This window comes from Acidithiobacillus sp. AMEEHan, assembly GCF_030996345.1.
In the GTDB taxonomy this organism is placed as follows: domain Bacteria; phylum Pseudomonadota; class Gammaproteobacteria; order Acidithiobacillales; family Acidithiobacillaceae; genus Igneacidithiobacillus.
In genome coordinates this window covers 2,349,558-2,367,466 of the sequence record NZ_CP118747.1, presented here as the reverse complement: position 1 = coordinate 2,367,466, position 17,909 = coordinate 2,349,558, and the positions used below count along the sequence as shown (strand labels likewise).

The window sequence follows — 17,909 nt, the reverse complement described above, 5'->3', positions numbered from 1 at the left end:
ATTCGGCCACCATCATAGCAAAATTGGCGCCCATGCGTCTCACCGCCATCCATCTCCACGGGTTCAAATCCTTCCGCAACGCCACCCGCATCGAGCTGCAGCGCAATCCTCTGGTGATCGTTGGGCCTAACGGCTGCGGCAAGTCCAATGTCATCGACGCCATTCGCTGGGTTCTAGGGGAATCTTCGGCACGGCAACTGCGCGGTGGCGCCATGGCCGATGTCATCTCCAACGGTTCCGGCAGCCGCGGGGCTGCGCAGCAAGCCGTTGTGGAACTGCTCTTTGACAACTCCACCGGCAAAGCCCCGGCACCGTGGACGGCGACCGCAGAGATTCGCGTGCAACGGCGACTCTCCCGCGACGGCGATAGTCAGTACCGCATCAATGACGCGCGCTGTCGACGGCGCGATGTTGGCGACCTCTTCTTGGGCACCGGTCTGGGTGCCAGCAGCTACGCTATCATCGAGCAGGGAACCATCGGGCGGATCATCGAAAGTCGGCCGGAAGACCTGCGAGCGATGCTCGAAGAAGCGGGCGGTATCAGTCGCTACAAGGAGCGACGGCGCGAGACCGAGCAGCGCATCGCTGAAACTCGGGAGCATTTGCAACGTTTGCGCGATATCCATGGCGAAATGGAGCAGCAGTTTCAACGGCTGACTCGCCAGGCCGAGCAGGCGCGCAAGTTGCGGGAGCTGCGTGCGGAAGAGCGGCGCTGGCAATGGTGGGAACTGGTCCAGCGTCTGGAAGCCATTGTTGCGGAGCAGGAGCAAGTGCAAGGCAAACTCGTCGCGAGCGCGATGCAACTGCAAGCACTGCAGGATGATGAGCTGCGGACGCACGTTGCTCTGGAAGCTCTGCGCAACGAGCTGGCGCAGCAGGAAGAACAGCTGCGCGAAGCGCAAGCAGAGCAGTATGCCGCGCAGGCCGAGCAAACATTAGCCGAGCAGGACTGGCAACGCCTGCAGGAAGAAGGGAAACGTCTGGAGCGTAGGCAAAGCGAGGAGCGCCAACGGCAGACGCGCATCCAGGAAGAGAAAGCGCGGTGGGTTCGTCAGTTGCAGGAGGCGCGCACCCGGTTGCAGGGCTTGCAGGAGCGTGAGCAGGTTCGCAGCACGGAAGAACAGCAGTTGCACCTGGAGCGAGATCGGCTCGAGCAGGCAGTCCGTGATGCGGAACTCGTGCAGCAAGCCGTGCGCGATAAGTTGCAAGACTGGCGTCGCCAAGTGGAAGTACAGGAAGCACAGTGGCGGGAGCTGCAGCCGCGGATCGCGGAGATGGAACAGCGCCGCGTTCGCTTGGCGAATCGCTCAGTCCCTGCGCCAGAGGAATTGGGGAGGCGTCAAGCTTGGGTGGATGAGGCCACTGCCGAGCGGGAGCGGGTTGAGGCTGAGCTCGTGGCTACCGAGCAGAACCTGGCACGACTCACGATGGCAGTCGAGCAGGCCCAGGAGGACTGGCAACGGCTGCGCGACGAGCTACAGCGTCGCCGCGCGCAGCGGGATGCCCTGGAACGTCTCGCGCGGGGCTTGCAGAAACAGGGGCGGAGTGATGCAGACAGGGCGCTAAGTGGAATATTGGCGGTAGATGCGGAATGGGAACGGGCGGTCGAGCTGGTGCTGGGCGAACGCCTGCACGCCGTGCTCAGCGAAGCGGATACACTTCCGCCAGGCCCTGGCAGCTGGCTCTGGGTTTCTCCGACCAAGCCAGCTGCCTCCCTACCAGAGGATGCCCTATGGCATCGACTGCGGCTGGAAGACCCTTGGAAAGAGGCACTTTTGCCTTGGCTTTGGGGCCTGCGTTGTTGCACCGACCTGAACAGTGCCATGCTGCATATTGCGGAGTTGCAAGCCGGCGAGCATTGGCTTACACCCGACGGTGAATTGCTCTCTGCCACGGGTCTGTGGCGTTTGGGGACAGAGGCGGATGCAACCAGTTGGCTGCGCGTACGCCGTGAACTGGAGGAAATCGGCGCGTACCTGCCGGAATTGGAGGGTAGAGCAAGCCAGGCAGAGCAGGCGCTGCACAAGAGCCGCGAGGAATTGGCGCTGGCCCGCCGCCAAGAGCAGGATCTGCGCCGACAAGCGCAAGCGGCACAGGCGAAATTAGCGCAAGCGCGGGAAAGACTCGCCGAGTGGCAAAGCACCCTCGTGGCTGAACGGCAACGGGCTGCGGCCGAGAGGGAAGAATGTGAGCATCTGGACGTGGAGCTGCTACAACTCAGACAGCGCCATACCCGACTGGACGAAGAGCTGCGGCGGGAGCGCACGCGGGCGGCAGGGCTTCGCCAACAGGAGGAAGAAGCTCGGCGGAGCCTCGATGATCGCCGGCGAGCGCAACAAGAGCAGAGGCAGCGTTTTGCCCGCCTGCGGGATGAGGGCCAACGCGCGGCGCTGGAGCAGCAGCGCCTCGAAAATGAGCAGCAGATGGCCAGGGAGCGCCTGCAAAGTCTGGCAGAGGAAGGCGAGCGTGCGGCGCAGGCGCTGGCTGAGCTCGACAGCGCCCGGGAGCGCTGGCAGGCGGATCTCCCCGACGCGGATGAGCGCCGTCGCCGGCAGCTGGCCCGTCGTAGTGCTGCCCAGCAGCGGTTGACACAATTACAGGAAGCGGGTGAAAAACTGCGCGAGCAGCTTCGCACTCTTGATCAGCAACGCCAGGCTGGACAGCAGGAGCAACGGCAGACCGAGGTGCGACGAGCCAAACAGGAGGCGGAGCTTGCCCACCTCGAGGAACGTCACCAGGAGCTTTTGCAGATGGCGCAGGAACTGGCCGCGATTCTGGGCGAGAGCCCAGGACCGATGCCCGAAAATGGCACTCCACAAACGGAGCTGCAGCGCCTTCAGGCAGCCATCGTTCGACTTGGCAACGTCAACCTAGCCGCCGAGGAGGAACTCGCAGAACTCAGGGAGCGTCAGGGCGATTTAGCCGCGCAGGTGGCGGATGTCGATCAGGCCCTGCTCAGCCTGGAGAGCGCCATGGCGGCGATGGACGCGGAGACCCTGGAGCGCTTTCAACACACCCTGGAACAAGTGAATCGCGGGTTGCAGCAATATTTTGCCGAGCTGTTCGGCGGTGGTATGGCAGCCCTTGCGCTTTGCGCCGGTGATCCGCTTGTGGCCGGTCTGCTGCTGCGAGCACAGCCGCCAGGCAAGCGCAATAGCACCTTGCAGCAGCTATCTGGCGGCGAAAAGGCCCTGACCGCCATTGCCCTGGTCTTCGCCATCTTTGCCCTCAATCCGGCGCCATTCTGTATTCTCGATGAGGTCGATGCACCTCTCGATGACGCCAATATCGAACGTTTTTGCCGATTGTTGCGAGAGCTCGCGAAAGAAACCCAGTTCCTGTTGATCAGCCATCGGCACTTGACTCTGCAGGTAGCGGAGCAACTGGTGGGCGTGACGATGATCGAGCCGGGTGTTTCCAGTATCGTGCCCGTGGATGTTGCCGCACTCCTTGCCGAGAACGAGACTACGTCAGCGGATGACAGGATCCGTGCAGGCTGAGGATCGGCCAGCCTCGCTCTTGGGCAGTGGCCAACAGGATCTTGTCCGGATCGACAGCGACGGGGTTTCCCACCAACTCGAGTAGCGGCAGATCATTGTGGGAGTCGCTGTAAAAATACGCTGTGGACAGACTGTTTTCCCAAGGTAAGCCCTGGGCGCCCAGCCATTGGCGCAGACGCTCCACTTTGCCCTCCTGAAAACAAGGAATGCCGTAACTGCGTCCCGTAAACTCGCCGTACTCGTCGCATTCCGCCTCAGTCGCCAGCAAGGTCGGTACCCCCAGCTCTACCGCAATGGGCGCGGTCACGAAGCGATTCGTCGCGGTGATGATCAACAGGGTATCGCCAGCGTCCGCATGTTTGCGCACCAATGCTCGGGAGGCATCCGTAATCATGGGCAAAACCCGCTCCTGCATGTACTGGCAATGCCAGGCATCGAGCTGGCGCCGTGGATGCGCGGCCATGGGTGCCAGCACGAAGCGCAGGAAATCGCCCATGTCGAGCTCACCATTCATGTAATCGCGATAATAACGATCGTTCGCTCGCCGCAATTCCTCGCCATCGACGATGCCCAGGGTGCTCAAAAATTCCAGCCAGGCGTGATCGGAGTCCCCAGCGAGCAGGGTGTTGTCGAGATCAAAAATGGCCAGGGCCAAGGGGGTTCCTCACGTTAATTGTAAAAGCCCGGCGCAGTATATCAGGGATTACCCGCAAACCTAGACCGTTTGCTCCTGCGGACGGTGCGGCAGGAAAGCGGCTAGAACTCCCAGTAAGGGCAGGAACGAGCAGATCTGATAGACCGCATCGATGCCCCAGAGATCGGCCAGCTGCCCAAGGACTGCCGCGCCAATGCCACCCAGGCCGAAAGCCAGACCGAAGAATAGACCAGAGATCGTCCCCACCTTACCCGGCACCAGCTCTTGGGCATAAACGACGATGGCCGGAAAGGCAGAGGCAAGCAAGAAGCCAATCACCACCGTCAGCAGGGCACTCAGCGTCAGGCCCACGTACGGTAGAGCGAGGGTGAAGGGGGCAATGCCCAGCAGTGAAACCCAGATTACTCGCTTGCGGCCAATGCGATCGCCAATCGGGCCACCGAGCAGGGTGCCTGCCGCCACCGCCGCCAAGAAAATGAAAAGATGCAACTGCGCCTCGCGCACGGGAATGGCAAAGCGATGCATCAGATAGAAGATCAGGTAGCTGCTGATGCTGGTTAGATAGATGAATTTGGAAAACATCAAGGTTACCAGGATGACCATGCTCCGTCGCAGCAGCGCCTTGGGCAAGGCCACTCCCTCGGTTTGCTGCGTTTTCTTCGGCTGACGGTGTTGATGCTGATACCAACGTCCGACGAAGCTCAGGATGACGATGGCGGCCAAGGCAAATAGGGAAAACCACGACAGGCTCTGTTGCCCGTTGGGCATGACGAGGAAGGCTGCGAGCAACGGACCCACGGCAGTACCCACATTGCCGCCTACCTGAAAGATCGACTGCGCAAGGCCGAAGCGCCCGCCCGAGGCCATGCGCGCTACCCGCGAGGACTCCGGATGAAATACCGAGGAACCTAGGCCCACCAAGGCCGCAGCAAGAAGCAGGACCAAGTAATTCGCGGCGATGGACAACAGTAATAGCCCGGCAAAGGTGGAGACCATCCCCAAGGGCAAGGACCACGGCAAGGGGTGGCGATCGGTGTACCGCCCCACCAGGGGCTGAATGATCGAGGCCGTTAACTGATAGGCCAGGGTGATTAGCCCGATCTGCGCGAAACTAAGATGAAAATTGCTGCGAAACAGAGGATACACGGCCAACATCAGCGATTGAATACTGTCATTGAGAAAATGAGAGACACTGATGGCGCCCAGGATGTCGAAGCGCGTGGCCCCCTGCGGTTGCCGCCGAACCGCAGTTTCCTGGCGGATGATGCTGGACATGCTGACCCCAGTGAAAAAGGAAAGGCGTAGTCTACGAGGCGGAAAGCATACCGTCTAGTAGGTATTCGCTTGCTGAACCCCGCAACGGCTTGCCCCAAGGCTAGAGGGTAGTGTTTAATTGCGGCCATGACCGAAGCCAACGTTTCCCCTCAGCCGGCAGAAAAGCAAACCCCGCAGGAAGTATTTTCCGACACCCTGAACTCCTTGGAGAAGATTGTCGAAAAAATGGAAAGCGGGCAGTTGGGTCTGGAAGACTCTGTCAGTTTGTTCCAACAGGGCATGGATTTGGCCCAGCGGGCAGAAAAGCAACTACGCGAGGCGCGCCAGAAGGTGGAAATCCTCCTTGGTGGTGAGGTGACTCCCATGGCCAGCGATGCCGAAGAGGATTGACTATAGATGAAAGATCGCACCGAATCTTTTGCGGCCTTCCGCGAGCGGATCGTAGCGCGCAGCGAACAGAAGCTGGAGAGCTTTCTTCCCCCGGACAATGCCTTTCCTGCACGCCTGCATGAGGCGATGCGGTACAGCACGCTTGGCGGTGGGAAGCGGGTGCGCCCGTTATTGGTCTATGCCACCGGGACGGCGCTCGGAGTGCATGAATCCTTGCTCGACCGGCCAGCGGCGGCGCTGGAAATGATCCATGCCTATTCTTTGGTGCATGACGATCTTCCAGCCATGGACAATGACGATCTGCGCCGCGGGCGTCCGACCTGCCACAAGGCGTACGACGAGGCGACCGCGATTCTGGTGGGCGATGCCCTGCTCACCCACGCCTTTCGGGTGCTATCCGAACCTTTCGGGATCAGTCCCGGGCAACAGCTTCGTATGGTCGCAACCCTTGCGCAAGCAGCGGGCTCCCACGGTATGGTGGGTGGGCAGGCGGTAGATCTGGCGGCGGTGGGCCATCAGTTGGCGCAACCGGCGCTCGAACAGATGCATCTGCTCAAAACCGGCATGTTGATCCGCTGTGCCATTCAGCTCGGACTGGCCGCCGGTGGCGTCACAGAAGACTCTCGCCAAGGATCGGCACTGATTCGCTATGCCGACCGGGTGGGCCTCGCCTTTCAGGTGCAGGACGACATCCTCGACGAAATCGGCGACATCGAGCAGACGGGCAAGGCAAAGCAAGGGGCAGATCGTGAACGGCAGAAGCCGGGATTTGTCTCCTTGCTGGGTCTCAAACAGGCGCAGGACTATGCGCGTAGCCTGCTCGACGAGGCCCTCGGCGCGCTGGAGACCTGGGGCAAAGAGGCCGATCATTTGCGTGCCTTGGCCCGCCTGATTGTCGAGCGGAATCGATGAACCCTCTACTGCAAAAAATTCCCGATCCAGACACCTTGCGGGGGATGTCCCGCACTGAACTCAAGCAGGTCGCCAAGCATCTGCGCCAGTTTCTCATCGAAACCCTCAGTCAGACCGGGGGGCATCTTTCCTCCGGCCTGGGTACGGTGGAGCTGGCGGTTGCCCTGCACGCCGTTTTCCAGACGCCGGAGGATCGCTTGATCTGGGATGTTGGTCATCAGGCCTATCCTCATAAGGTACTGACCGGGCGTGGCGCACGATTCCCCACCCTGCGTCAAAAGGATGGACTCTCCGGCTTTCTCAAACGCGAGGAAAGTCCGCATGACGCTTTTGGCGCTGGCCATTCCAGCACGTCGATCAGTGCGGGCTTAGGCATGGCAGTGGCCTCTGCGCTCGACAATACGCACCGACAGGTGGTGGCGATCATCGGCGATGGCGCCATGACCGCCGGCCTCGCCTATGAAGCGTTGAACAACGGCGGCGTTCTCGATGCCGATCTGCTGGTCGTGCTCAACGACAATGAGATGTCCATTTCACCCAATGTGGGAGCGGTATCCCAATACCTCACCCGGCTCCTTTCCAATCCTCTATACAACACGGTGCGCGAGGGTGCCGGTCAGGCCCTGAGTCTGGTGCCGCCGTTGCGCGAGCTGGCAAAAAAGGCGGAAGAAGGTGTCAAAGGTCTGGTCTCCCCGGGCCTCCTTTTCGAGGAGATGGGCTTCAACTATTACGGACCCATCGATGGTCACGATCTCGATACGTTGATTCCGACCCTCGAAAATCTGCGCAAGATCCGTGGTCCGCGTCTGTTGCACGTCATCACCAAAAAAGGCAAGGGCTACGCGCCGGCGGAGAAGGATCCTTGCGCTTACCATGGCGTCACGCCATTTGACCGAGACAGCGGTGCCATGCGCAAATCGTCGGCGGTCAGTTACACGAAGATTTTCGGTGACTGGCTCTGCGATAAGGCAGCCAAGGAAAGCAAGCTGGTTGCGATAACCCCCGCCATGCGCGAGGGTTCCGGTCTGGTGCGCTACGAACAGCTCTATCCCGAGCGCTACTTCGATGTGGGCATAGCCGAGCAGCATGCGGTGACCTTTGCCGGCGGTCTGGCCTGTGAGGGCTTCCATCCGGTCGTGGCCATCTATTCGACCTTTCTGCAACGCGCCTACGATCAGCTATTGCATGATGTGGCAATTCAAAATTTGCCTGTCCTCTTTGCCGTGGACCGTGCTGGTCTGGTCGGCGCCGATGGTGCGACGCATCAGGGCGCTTTCGATCTGGCCTACGCGCGTTGTATCCCCAACCTGGTCATTATGGCCCCCAAAGACGCGCAGGAAATGCGCGATATGCTCAACACCGGCTATGCCTATCCCGGCCCCGCCATTGTCCGCTATCCGCGCGGCGCCGCAACGGGAGTGATCGACGCTGCAGACTTGCAGCGTCAGATCCCCATCGGCAAGGGCGAAATCCTGCGCGCGGGGAAACGCTTGGCCATTCTTGCCTTTGGCACCCGCGCCGAAGCTGCTATGCAAGCAGGACAAGAGCTCGATGCCACGGTGGTCAATATGCGCTTCGTCAAACCGCTGGACCATGCCCTGCTCGATCATTTATCCGTCAAGCATGAAGCCTTTCTCACGGTAGAGGAGGGGGTGCGGATGGGTGGTGCCGGCAGTGCCGTGGCCGAATACCTGCTCGACCAAGGGCAGCGGCCGCTAGTCAAGATTCTCGGCTTGCCCGATCAGTTCATCGAACACGGTGAGGCGTCGCTATGGCTTGCGGAACTGGGTCTGGACGCCGATGGAATTCGTCGCGCCGGTGAGGAACTGCTTGCCCGCCTTGCTGGCACTGGCTGTGGCGCGTAATATCTGACCAAATCAGTCAAGCATTCGACGAGGTTCAATGTAGTGAGAGATTGCGCTGCAGAAACGCTGGAAGATGTACAGGGGCGCGCCGACCCGCGTGCCATTCCCATTCAGAGGGTTGGTGTCAAAGCGGTGCGCCACCCCCTGCGCATCGTGGACCGTGCAGGCAAGCAGCAGCAGGTGGCGGCCTATTGCAATATGTATGTCGCCTTGCCAGCACATCTGAAAGGCACCCACATGTCGCGCTTCATTCAGATCTTGCAAGAGCAAGAGGAAGCCCTGCGGGTTGATGGCTTCGATCGCTTACTCGTGCTGACGCAGGAGCGTCTGGAAGCCGAGAGTGCCCGCATTGAACTGCAATTCCCCTACTTCGTGCGGAAAAAGGCGCCGGTCTCCGGAGTGGAGAGCTATCTCGACTATGAAGTGGAATGGACTGGCGAAATCTCAGGCGACGAGATCCGCTCGCAACTCCTGGTGCATGTGCCGGTCACCAGCCTTTGTCCCTGCTCCAAGAGCATCTCCGAATATGGTGCGCACAATCAGCGCTCGAGGGTCAGCGTGCAGGTGGAGGCACGGAGTCCCTTGTGGATCGAGGATCTGATCGATCTGGTGGAAAGTGAGGCCTCCTCGCAGCTCTATGGCGTCCTCAAGCGACCCGATGAAAAATATGTGACGGAATATGCCTACGATCACCCCAAGTTCGTCGAGGACATGGTGCGCGATGTCGCGCTTCGTTTGCAGGGCGATGCAAGGATCCGCCGTTATTCCGTCGCCTCGGAGAATTTCGAGTCGATCCACAATCACTCCGCCTATGCCCTGATCGAGGGGGAGAACTGATCCGTGGCAGGCAGCAGCATCGGTGAGCTGTTTCGCGTCAGCACATTTGGCGAAAGTCATGGACCGGCAATTGGCGCTATTGTCGATGGCTGCCCCCCCGGGCTAACGCTCACGGAAGCCGATATCCAGGTCGAGCTGGATCGCCGTCGGCCCGGGCAGTCGCGACACACCACGCAACGGCAGGAGGCGGATCAGGTCGAGATTCTTTCCGGTGTTTTCGCGGGCGTCACGACCGGCACGCCGATTGGCTTGTTGATTCGCAATACCGACCAACGCTCGCAGGACTACAGCAAGATCAAAGATAGCTTTCGTCCTGGGCATGCCGACTATACCTATCTGCAAAAATTCGGCGTGCGGGACTATCGGGGTGGCGGGCGTTCTTCCGCGCGCGAGACCGCCATGCGGGTGGCCGCCGGTGCCATTGCCCGCAAATACCTGCGCGAGCGTCTGGGCACTCAGATCCGGGCTTGGCTGGCGCAGATGGGCCCCATTCACGCGGTCCAGTTCGACGACGCACAAATCGATCAGAATCCTTTCTTCTGCCCGGACGCCCAGGCGGCCGAGCGCATGGCAGAATACCTCGATGCGCTGCGCAAGGCCGGCGACTCCATCGGTGCGCGCGTCGACGTGCGGGTTACGGGCATGCCCGTGGGCCTCGGGGAGCCGGTCTTCGATCGCCTCGAGGCCGACGTCGCCAAGGCGCTGATGAGTATCAATGCGGTGAAAGCAGTGGCCATTGGCGATGGCTTCGCCGTGGTCGAGCAACACGGCAGCGCACATGGTGATGCGCTGACTTCTGCCGGTTTTGCCAGCAATCATGCTGGTGGAGTGCTCGGTGGCATCTCCAGCGGCCAGGATCTGCGGGCCTCGGTTGCCATCAAACCGACCTCCAGCATCCGCATTCCCAGGCCCAGCATCAACTTGCAGGGCGAAGAGATCGAAGTCGTTACCACCGGCCGTCACGATCCCTGCGTGGGCATTCGTGCCGTACCCATCGTCGAGGCGATGTTGGCCATCACCCTGATGGATCATTATCTGCGCCATCGCGCGCAAAACGCGGATGTCACGCCACCGGTAGCGCCTATCCCCGGCCAATGCTGAAGGCGCGTCACGAGGGGCAAGCCCTCGTTGCGTTTTATTTTTTCTATTTTTGTGCCCTCGGCGCCTTCATGCCTTACTGGGGACCCTGGTTGCGTAGTGTGGGCCAGGATGCCTTCGCCATTGGTCTGTTGACGGCTGCTGTACAGTTCAGCAAGGTGCTCGCCCCCAATGTCTGGGGCTGGCTCCTGCACCATGCATCGATGCGATGGTTGATCGGAGCCGGTGGCCTGGCTGCGGCCCTAAATTTTTTGCTGTTATTCTGGGCGGGCGGCCATTTTCTGGCTCTGCTCCTGATTACCCTGCTGTTTTCTTTCTTTTGGGCGGCCACTTTACCGCTGGTGGACAACATCAGTATGGCTTGGGCGGAGCGGCAGGGGCGTCGCTACGGACGCATTCGTCTCTGGGGGTCCATCGGTTTCATCGCCCTGTCCTTGGCTATGGGCGTCCTGGTGAGCCAATGGGGGCTCCGTAGCTTCTTGCCCGGCATTGCACTCTTTTTGTTCTTGACCTGGTGGGCCAGTCGTTTCCTCCCTTTTGACAGTGAACCACAGACTATTGCGTCGTCGACACTTCCCGCCTTTTTGCCGGAACTGCGAGATTTCCGCCTGTGGTTCTTTCTTGCCGCCGGCATTCTGGAACAGGCCAGTCACGGCGTCTATTACGCTTTTTACTCCATCTACGTGGAGGCCCATGGCTACGACAGCACCACCGTCGGTCTGCTCTGGGCCCTCGCCGTCCTTGCCGAGGTGCTGTTCTTCTGGTTTGGCGATCGCATCCTGCAGCGCTGGGGGACGATGACCATATTTGTCAGTGCCTTTTTGCTCACCGCTCTGCGGTGGATGGTGATCGCCGTGTGGCCAGGCTTCGTCTGGATCGTCCTTGTGCAGACCCTGCACGCGGCCAGTTATGCTGCTTTTCATCTAGCTGCCATCCACTGGGTCTTTGCACGCTTCCCGCAAGCCCTGCGGCCCCGTGGCATGGCCCTGTATGCAAGCTTGGTCTACGGCCTGGGCGGGGGGCTGGGCGCATTGGCAGCGGGTTGGGCCTGGTCCCACTGGGGAGGTAGCTTCACCTTTTTCGTTGCCGGCGTCCTTGCCGCCGTGGCGACCCTCTTGTTACTGGGCATGTTTCGTCCGCATTCCGCTCTTGAAAAGTGGGTCTGAAGCGCCCATCTCCCAAGCATCATCCGACATGGGAGTCGCCAGATGCGCAGTGACAAGCTCACCACCAAGTTTCAACAGGCCCTGCAGGAGGCACAAAGCCTCGCTTTGGGCAGTGATCAACAGCAGATAGAACCTATTCATCTTCTCATTGCCTTCCTCGACCAGGATGGCGGCATTGCCCGTCCTCTGCTGAGCAAGGCAGGCGTGCGCGTCGATGCCCTGCGCAACGAACTCGGCCGCGCCCTCAACAATTTGCCGAAGGTGCAAGGCGGGCAGCCGGGCGAAGTGCAGTTTGGCCGGGATCTTGTCAACCTCCTCAATCTCGCTGACAAGACCGCGCAAAAGCGTGGGGATGGGTATATCTCTACCGAGCATTATCTCCTGGCCCTGATGGAGGACAAGGGCGAGGCGGGTCGTCTGCTCAAGGAGAGCGGTGCTACCAGCAAGGACCTCGAAGCCGCGATCACGGCACTGCATGGCGGCGAAAAGATCAACGATGCCAATGCCGAGGAACAACGCCAAGCCCTGGAGAAATACACCATCGACTACACCGAGCGGGCGGCGCAGGGCAAGCTGGACCCGGTGATCGGTCGCGATGACGAGATTCGCCGTACCATCCAGGTTCTGTTGCGGCGCAGCAAGAACAATCCAGTACTGATCGGTGAGCCGGGTGTCGGCAAGACCGCTATCGTCGAAGGCCTTGCGCAACGGATCATCAACGGTGAAGTGCCGGAATCCTTGCGCAATAAACGCCTGCTGGGTTTGGATCTGGGCGCGCTGATTGCCGGTGCGAAATTCCGCGGTGAGTTCGAAGAACGCTTGAAGGCTTTGCTCAACGATCTTGCCAAAAGCCAAGGGCAGATCCTTCTTTTTATTGATGAAATCCATACCCTGGTCGGGGCGGGGAAGGCCGAGGGTGCTATGGACGCCGGCAACATGCTCAAACCCGCCCTGGCGCGTGGCGAGCTGCACTGTATCGGCGCCACGACCCTGGACGAGTACCGCCAGTATATCGAAAAAGACGCGGCCCTGGAGCGTCGTTTTCAGCGTGTGTTGGTGGACGAACCCTCGGTGGAGGACACCATTGCCATCCTGCGCGGCTTGAAGGAGCGCTACGAGGCGCATCATGGGGTCCGTATCACCGATCCCGCCCTGGTCGCGGCAGCGCAACTCTCGCACCGCTACATCAGCGACCGCAACCTGCCCGACAAAGCCATCGACCTGGTCGATGAAGCGGCGTCGCGGATCAAGATGGAGATTGACTCCAAACCGGAAGCTCTAGATGAACTCGAGCGTCGCTTGATCCAGCTCAACATCGAAAAGGTTGCCTTGGCCAAGGAGAAGGATGAGGCCAGCCGCAAGCGTCTGGAAGTGTTGGAAGAGCAAATCAGCGAGTTGGAGCGTAAATTTCAGGAATTGGAGGAGGTCTGGAAGGCCGAGAAGCTCGCCATCGAAGGTACCTCGCAAATCCAGAAGGAGATTGATCGCCTGCGTGTGGAACTCGAAAATGCCCGGCGTGCAGCCGATTACGACCGCATGGCACAAATCCAGTATGGCCTGATCCCGGAGCTTGAGGCGCGTTTGCGACAGGCGGAGCAGCAGGAGGAGGGGGCCGCACGCAAGGCTCCGACCTTGCTACGCACGGAAGTGCGAGAGGAGGAGATTGCCGAGGTCATTGCCCGCTGGACCGGCATTCCGGTAGCGAAGATGCTGGAAGGGGAGAAAGAAAAGCTCTTGAAGATGGAGGAACGCCTACAGGCTCGGGTCGTTGGCCAGAGCGAGGCGGTACAGGCGGTGAGTAATGCCATCCGCCGCTCGCGGGCGGGTCTCTCCGATCCGCGGCGGCCCAATGGTTCTTTCCTCTTTCTCGGACCTACCGGCGTTGGCAAGACCGAACTCAGCAAGGCCTTGGCCGAGTTCCTCTTCGATAGCGAGGAACAGATGGTGCGCATCGACATGAGCGAGTTCATGGAGAAACACTCGGTGGCACGACTGATCGGTGCTCCTCCCGGATATGTGGGCTATGAAGAGGGTGGCTACCTCACCGAAGCAGTACGCCGTAAGCCCTATTCTGTCGTGCTTTTGGACGAGGTGGAGAAGGCACACCCCGAGGTCTTCAATATCCTTCTACAGGTTTTGGATGACGGGCGCCTGACCGATGGCCAGGGGCGTACCGTGGACTTCCGCAACACCGTCATCATCATGACTTCGAACCTCGGGTCCGACCGGATTCAGGAGTACAGTCGCACGGGCGATGAAGACGCCATGCGCAGCGCCGTGATGGCGGTGGTACAGGCGCACTTCCGTCCGGAGTTCCTGAACCGTATCGACGAAACCGTGATCTTCCATCCGCTGAATGCGCGGCAGGTACGGATGATCTGCGAAATCCAGATGCAGGGCCTGCGGGCGCGCTTGCGCGAACGGGATATGGATATCGTGCTCAGCGATGCGGCCATTGATCGTCTGGCGGAGATCGGTTTCGACCCCGTCTATGGCGCCCGGCCCCTCAAGCGGGCCATCCAGGCCGAGATCGAGAATCCCCTGGCGCAAAAGCTTCTGCGTGGCGAGTTTCCGGGCGGCACGCTCTTACACGTCGATCTGGAGGATGACGAATTGGTTTTCCGCGGCGAACCTCTCCCCGGGTAACGTGTCGAACTGTTGATGCTTCGCCCGAGACTGGCGTCAGTCCGGGCGAATTGTTTACCATGGCAGGCTGATTTTGCTTGTTAGCTGCCCAGGAGAGTTTTCATGCGTCTTCGATTGCTGGTTCTTGCCGCTGCCCTGTCGCTTGCCGGTTGTGCAGGCAGTAGTCCTGTTTCCGAAAATGGGGGGCATGGCAAGGTGTTGTCCAAAGATCGGGCGCAAGAGTTGGTCAGCGGCGTTACCCACGACCAGGCGCAGGTGACGAAGGTTTTGCCCGGGCCGGGCGGGCTGACCGCACTGGTCATCGCGGATGATGGACATAAAACCCTTGCCTATGCCAGCCCGGATGGGAAGTACCTGATCCTGGCGCAGGCCATCGTCAACAGCAAAGGCGAGAACGTCATCCGGCACGACGCCGAGGAGGCAGGTCTACTGCCGAAACCCCTGGGTGCGGCACAACTCGCCGAGCGCGCCAGTCAGGCCAAGTCGTTTGTCTTGGGTACCAAGGGCCCCGAGCTGATCGCCTTTGTCGATCCCAATTGCATTTTCTGTCATAAGTTTTATGAGGACGCCAAGCCCCTGATCGCCGAGGGAAAACTGCGTGTCCGCTATGTAGTCGCGGCATTTCTGAAGCCGTCGAGTCTAGGGAAGGCAGCCGCCATTCTTTCTGCCCGGGATCCGGCTGCGGCGATGGCGAAGAATGAAAAGGGTTTCAATGAGGCAAGCGAGGAGGGAGGGATTTCCCCGGATGCCAACCCCAGTCCCAAAGTCATGGCAGAGGTACGGAAAAACACGGAGCTCCTGCAAGATAGTGGTGAAGTGGCAACCCCCACCATCGTCTACTGCGACAAGGATGGTAAGGCGCAAATCAGCCACGGTATGCCTGAAGAGCTCGACAAATTCGTTTCTGGAATCACGTCGATGAATGCCGAGGGCAAATGCGAATGAGCACAGATAGCACGGTACTCGTGCAGCGCCAGGACTATCGCAGCCCTGATTTTGCGATCGACTCGGTGGATCTTGAACTATTTCTTCGACCACAAGACACCGAAGTGCGATCCCGGCTTGCAATACGGCGCCGGAACTCCGGTGCCAAGGACTTGCTACTCGATGGCGAGGGACTGGAGCTCCTGTCTCTCTCCCTGGACGGCGAGGTCCTCGCCAGCGATCGCTATTCCTTCGAGTCGGGGAAGCTGCGAATCAGCGACGTTCCTGAACACTTCATCGTGGATTCCCGCGTGCGTATCCAGCCGGAAGCCAACACTGCCTTGTCGGGCCTCTACTATGCCGATGCGGTCTTTCTCACCCAGTGCGAGGCGGAGGGCTTTCGGCGCATCACCTGGTATCCGGATCGCCCAGACGTTCTGGCCCGCTTTACGGTCACCTTGCATGCCCCCAAGGCCACCTGTCCCATCCTTCTGTCCAATGGCAATTGCGTCGCAACGAGCGAAGCGGATAACGGCTGGCACTGGGCGCGGTGGGAAGATCCGTTTCCCAAGCCGTGCTATCTCTTTGCCGCCGTCGGTGGTGCTTTTCATGTTGCCAAGGACCAGTATGTCACCGGCTCTGGCAAGAAAATCAGCCTGGAATTGCACGTGGCAGAGCGCGATCGCGATGCCTGTGAGCAGGCCTTGCAAAGCCTGAAAAAGGCAATGGCCTGGGATGAGGAGGTCTATGGGCGGGAGTATGACCTCGATCGCTATCTGATCGTCGCTACCGACAGCTTCAATATGGGAGCGATGGAAAACAAGGGATTGAATATCTTTAATTCCAAGTATGTGCTGGCCAGTCCGGAAACGGCTACCGATGCCGATTATCAAGGAATTGAGTCGGTTATCGCGCATGAATATTTTCATAACTGGACCGGCAACCGCGTTACCCTGCGTGACTGGTTTCAGCTCAGCCTCAAAGAAGGTCTGACGGTATTCCGTGACCAGGAGTTTTCTGCCGACATGAACTCCCGCGGTGTGCAGCGCATAGCCGATGTTCGTCGCCTGCGCGCGGCCCAGTTTGCCGAGGATGCGAGTGCCCTCGCGCATCCCGTGCGCCCGGAATCCTACAAGGAGATCAACAACTTTTATACGGCGACGGTCTACGAGAAGGGCGCGGAAGTGATCCGCATGATGCATACCCTGCTCGGCGTGGAAGGGTTTCGCGCCGGGACCGATCTCTATTTTCAGCGCCACGATGGGCAGGCGGTGCGTATCGAAGAACTGCTGGACGCCCTGGCGACCGGAAGCGGCCGCGACCTCTCCGGGTTTCTGCGCTGGTATTCCCAGGCTGGCACACCACGCCTCAAAGCCGAGGGACATTTCGATGCGGAGAATGGTCGCTACCATCTGCGCCTGCAGCAGCACACGCCGGCAACGCCGGGCCAGGAACAAAAGCTGCCGGTACCCATTCCCGTGCGTCTGGCCTTTTTTTACGAGGACGGCCGTGCAGCGCGCTTGCCGTCCGGGGACGAAGAACTCGTCATCCTTTTGCAGGATGCCACTCAGGATTGGGACTTTGGGCCTTTTCCCAGAGCGGTGATTCCGTCGCTCCTGCGCGGATTCTCCGCTCCGGTACTGCTCGAACGCGCGGATGCCGAAGCCGCAGATGCGTTTCTTGCCCAGCATGACAGTGATCCCTTCAACCGCTGGGACAGCCTGCAGCGTCTGGCGCAGAAGGCCTTGCTGGCGAGCATTGCCAATCCCGAGCGAAGCGTGCTCAGCACAGAACTCCAGGCCGCCTTCGCTGCGGCGCTCTCGCAGCCCCTCGACGACCCGGCATTTTCCGCCGAACTCCTGAGCCTCCCCACGGAAGAATCTATCGGCCAGCTGATGGATCCGATCGATGTCGATGGCATCCACGTGCAGCGCGAGGCCCTGCGTCACGCACTGGGGGACATTTTTGCCGAGGATTGGCGCCACCTCTACCATGATCTGGCGGCTCCCTATCGTCGGGATGGCCGGGCCATGGGTACCCGTCGCCTGCGTAATCTTGCTCTGTACTATGCCATGGGATCAGCGCAAGCGGAGGAGGCACAAAGCTGGGCCGAGCGGCAATATCGCAGTGCCGACAATATGACCGATCGCCTCGCCGCCTTGCAGGTCCTCGCCTTCGCTCCGCACTACGACGCCGATCCCCTGCTCTCCGATTTCTACCAGCGTTGGCAATCTCATCCTCTCATCATCGATCGCTGGTTTTCCTTACAGCTCGGACGTGCTGCACCGGAAACCTTGCGGCGGGCGCAGGAGCTGCTGCAACATCCGGCATTTTCCTGGCGGGTTCCCAATCGCGTGCGCGCCGTGCTTGCCGCCTTTGCAGCAAATTTGCCGGTCTTCCATGCCAGCGACGGCTCCGGTTATCGTTTTTACGCGCAGCAGATCCGCCACCTGGATGATCTCAATCCGCAGACCGCTGCGCGGCTGGCGACGGTCTTCAGTCGCTGGTCACGCTATGACGAAGAGCGTCAGCGGCAAATGCGAACCGTCATGGAAGAGCTACTGGGCAAGGACGGGTTGTCTCGGGATTTGGGAGAAATTCTCGAGCGCTCGCTTGGGGTATCGGAAGAAAGGAGCTGAAG

At 60.2% G+C, this 17,909-nt stretch carries 12 protein-coding genes; 10 read left to right on the top strand and 2 right to left on the bottom strand.

Translation table 11 applies throughout. The features are described from left to right. Positions 1–32 precede the first annotated feature (32 nt). Positions 33–3,500: a chromosome segregation protein SMC gene (gene smc / locus ORD17_RS12030; RefSeq protein WP_308388736.1), complete on the top strand. Its 3,468-nt coding sequence runs from the start codon at positions 33–35 to the stop codon at positions 3,498–3,500. On the opposite strand, the gene ORD17_RS12025 is transcribed toward smc, so the two are convergent. Further along, positions 3,466–4,155 carry an HAD family hydrolase gene (locus tag ORD17_RS12025; RefSeq protein WP_308388735.1) on the bottom strand — a complete coding sequence of 230 codons (690 nt, stop codon included), beginning with the start codon at positions 4,153–4,155 and terminating at the stop codon, positions 3,466–3,468. The genes smc and ORD17_RS12025 overlap by 35 nt on opposite strands. A 60-nt stretch (positions 4,156–4,215) precedes the next feature. After that, positions 4,216–5,430 carry an MFS transporter gene (locus ORD17_RS12020; protein WP_308388734.1) on the bottom strand — a complete coding sequence of 405 codons (1,215 nt, stop codon included), beginning with the start codon at positions 5,428–5,430 and terminating at the stop codon, positions 4,216–4,218. 126 nt (positions 5,431–5,556) lie between these two features. Between ORD17_RS12020 and xseB the strand changes: the two genes are divergently transcribed. The 9 genes from xseB to pepN all read left to right on the top strand — a co-directional run bounded on the left by xseB (position 5,557) and on the right by pepN (position 17,907). Continuing rightward, positions 5,557–5,820, top strand: coding sequence for an exodeoxyribonuclease VII small subunit (gene xseB / locus ORD17_RS12015; protein ID WP_308388733.1), 264 nt, complete (start codon positions 5,557–5,559; stop codon positions 5,818–5,820). Positions 5,821–5,826: 6 nt separating this feature from the next. Further along, positions 5,827–6,732, top strand: a complete 906-nt coding sequence (locus ORD17_RS12010) for a farnesyl diphosphate synthase (protein WP_308388732.1) — start codon at positions 5,827–5,829, stop codon at positions 6,730–6,732. After that, positions 6,729–8,597 (top strand): 1-deoxy-D-xylulose-5-phosphate synthase, encoded by a 1,869-nt coding sequence (gene dxs / locus ORD17_RS12005; RefSeq protein ID WP_308388731.1) that lies wholly within the window; start codon positions 6,729–6,731, stop codon positions 8,595–8,597. The genes ORD17_RS12010 and dxs overlap by 4 nt, the downstream gene beginning before the upstream one ends. A gap of 42 nt (positions 8,598–8,639) precedes the next feature. Next, a complete protein-coding gene (gene folE2, locus ORD17_RS12000) occupies positions 8,640–9,434 on the top strand; it encodes a GTP cyclohydrolase FolE2 (protein WP_308388730.1) in 795 nt (264 codons plus the stop codon). Between the two features lie 3 nt (positions 9,435–9,437). Continuing rightward, on the top strand, positions 9,438–10,535 hold the full coding sequence (gene aroC / locus ORD17_RS11995) for a chorismate synthase (RefSeq protein ID WP_308388729.1): 1,098 nt from the start codon (positions 9,438–9,440) through the stop codon (positions 10,533–10,535). Further along, the gene (locus ORD17_RS11990; protein ID WP_308388728.1) at positions 10,529–11,698 is read left to right on the top strand and encodes an MFS transporter; all 1,170 of its coding nucleotides are present in this window, start codon (positions 10,529–10,531) and stop codon (positions 11,696–11,698) included. The genes aroC and ORD17_RS11990 overlap by 7 nt, the downstream gene beginning before the upstream one ends. A gap of 42 nt (positions 11,699–11,740) precedes the next feature. Next, positions 11,741–14,344: an ATP-dependent chaperone ClpB gene (clpB, locus tag ORD17_RS11985; protein ID WP_308388727.1), complete on the top strand. Its 2,604-nt coding sequence runs from the start codon at positions 11,741–11,743 to the stop codon at positions 14,342–14,344. 102 nt (positions 14,345–14,446) lie between these two features. Beyond that, positions 14,447–15,289, top strand: coding sequence for a thiol:disulfide interchange protein DsbG (gene dsbG, locus ORD17_RS11980; protein WP_308388726.1), 843 nt, complete (start codon positions 14,447–14,449; stop codon positions 15,287–15,289). Beyond that, positions 15,286–17,907 carry an aminopeptidase N gene (gene pepN, locus ORD17_RS11975; protein ID WP_308388725.1) on the top strand — a complete coding sequence of 874 codons (2,622 nt, stop codon included), beginning with the start codon at positions 15,286–15,288 and terminating at the stop codon, positions 17,905–17,907. The genes dsbG and pepN overlap by 4 nt, the downstream gene beginning before the upstream one ends. Positions 17,908–17,909 lie beyond the last annotated feature (2 nt).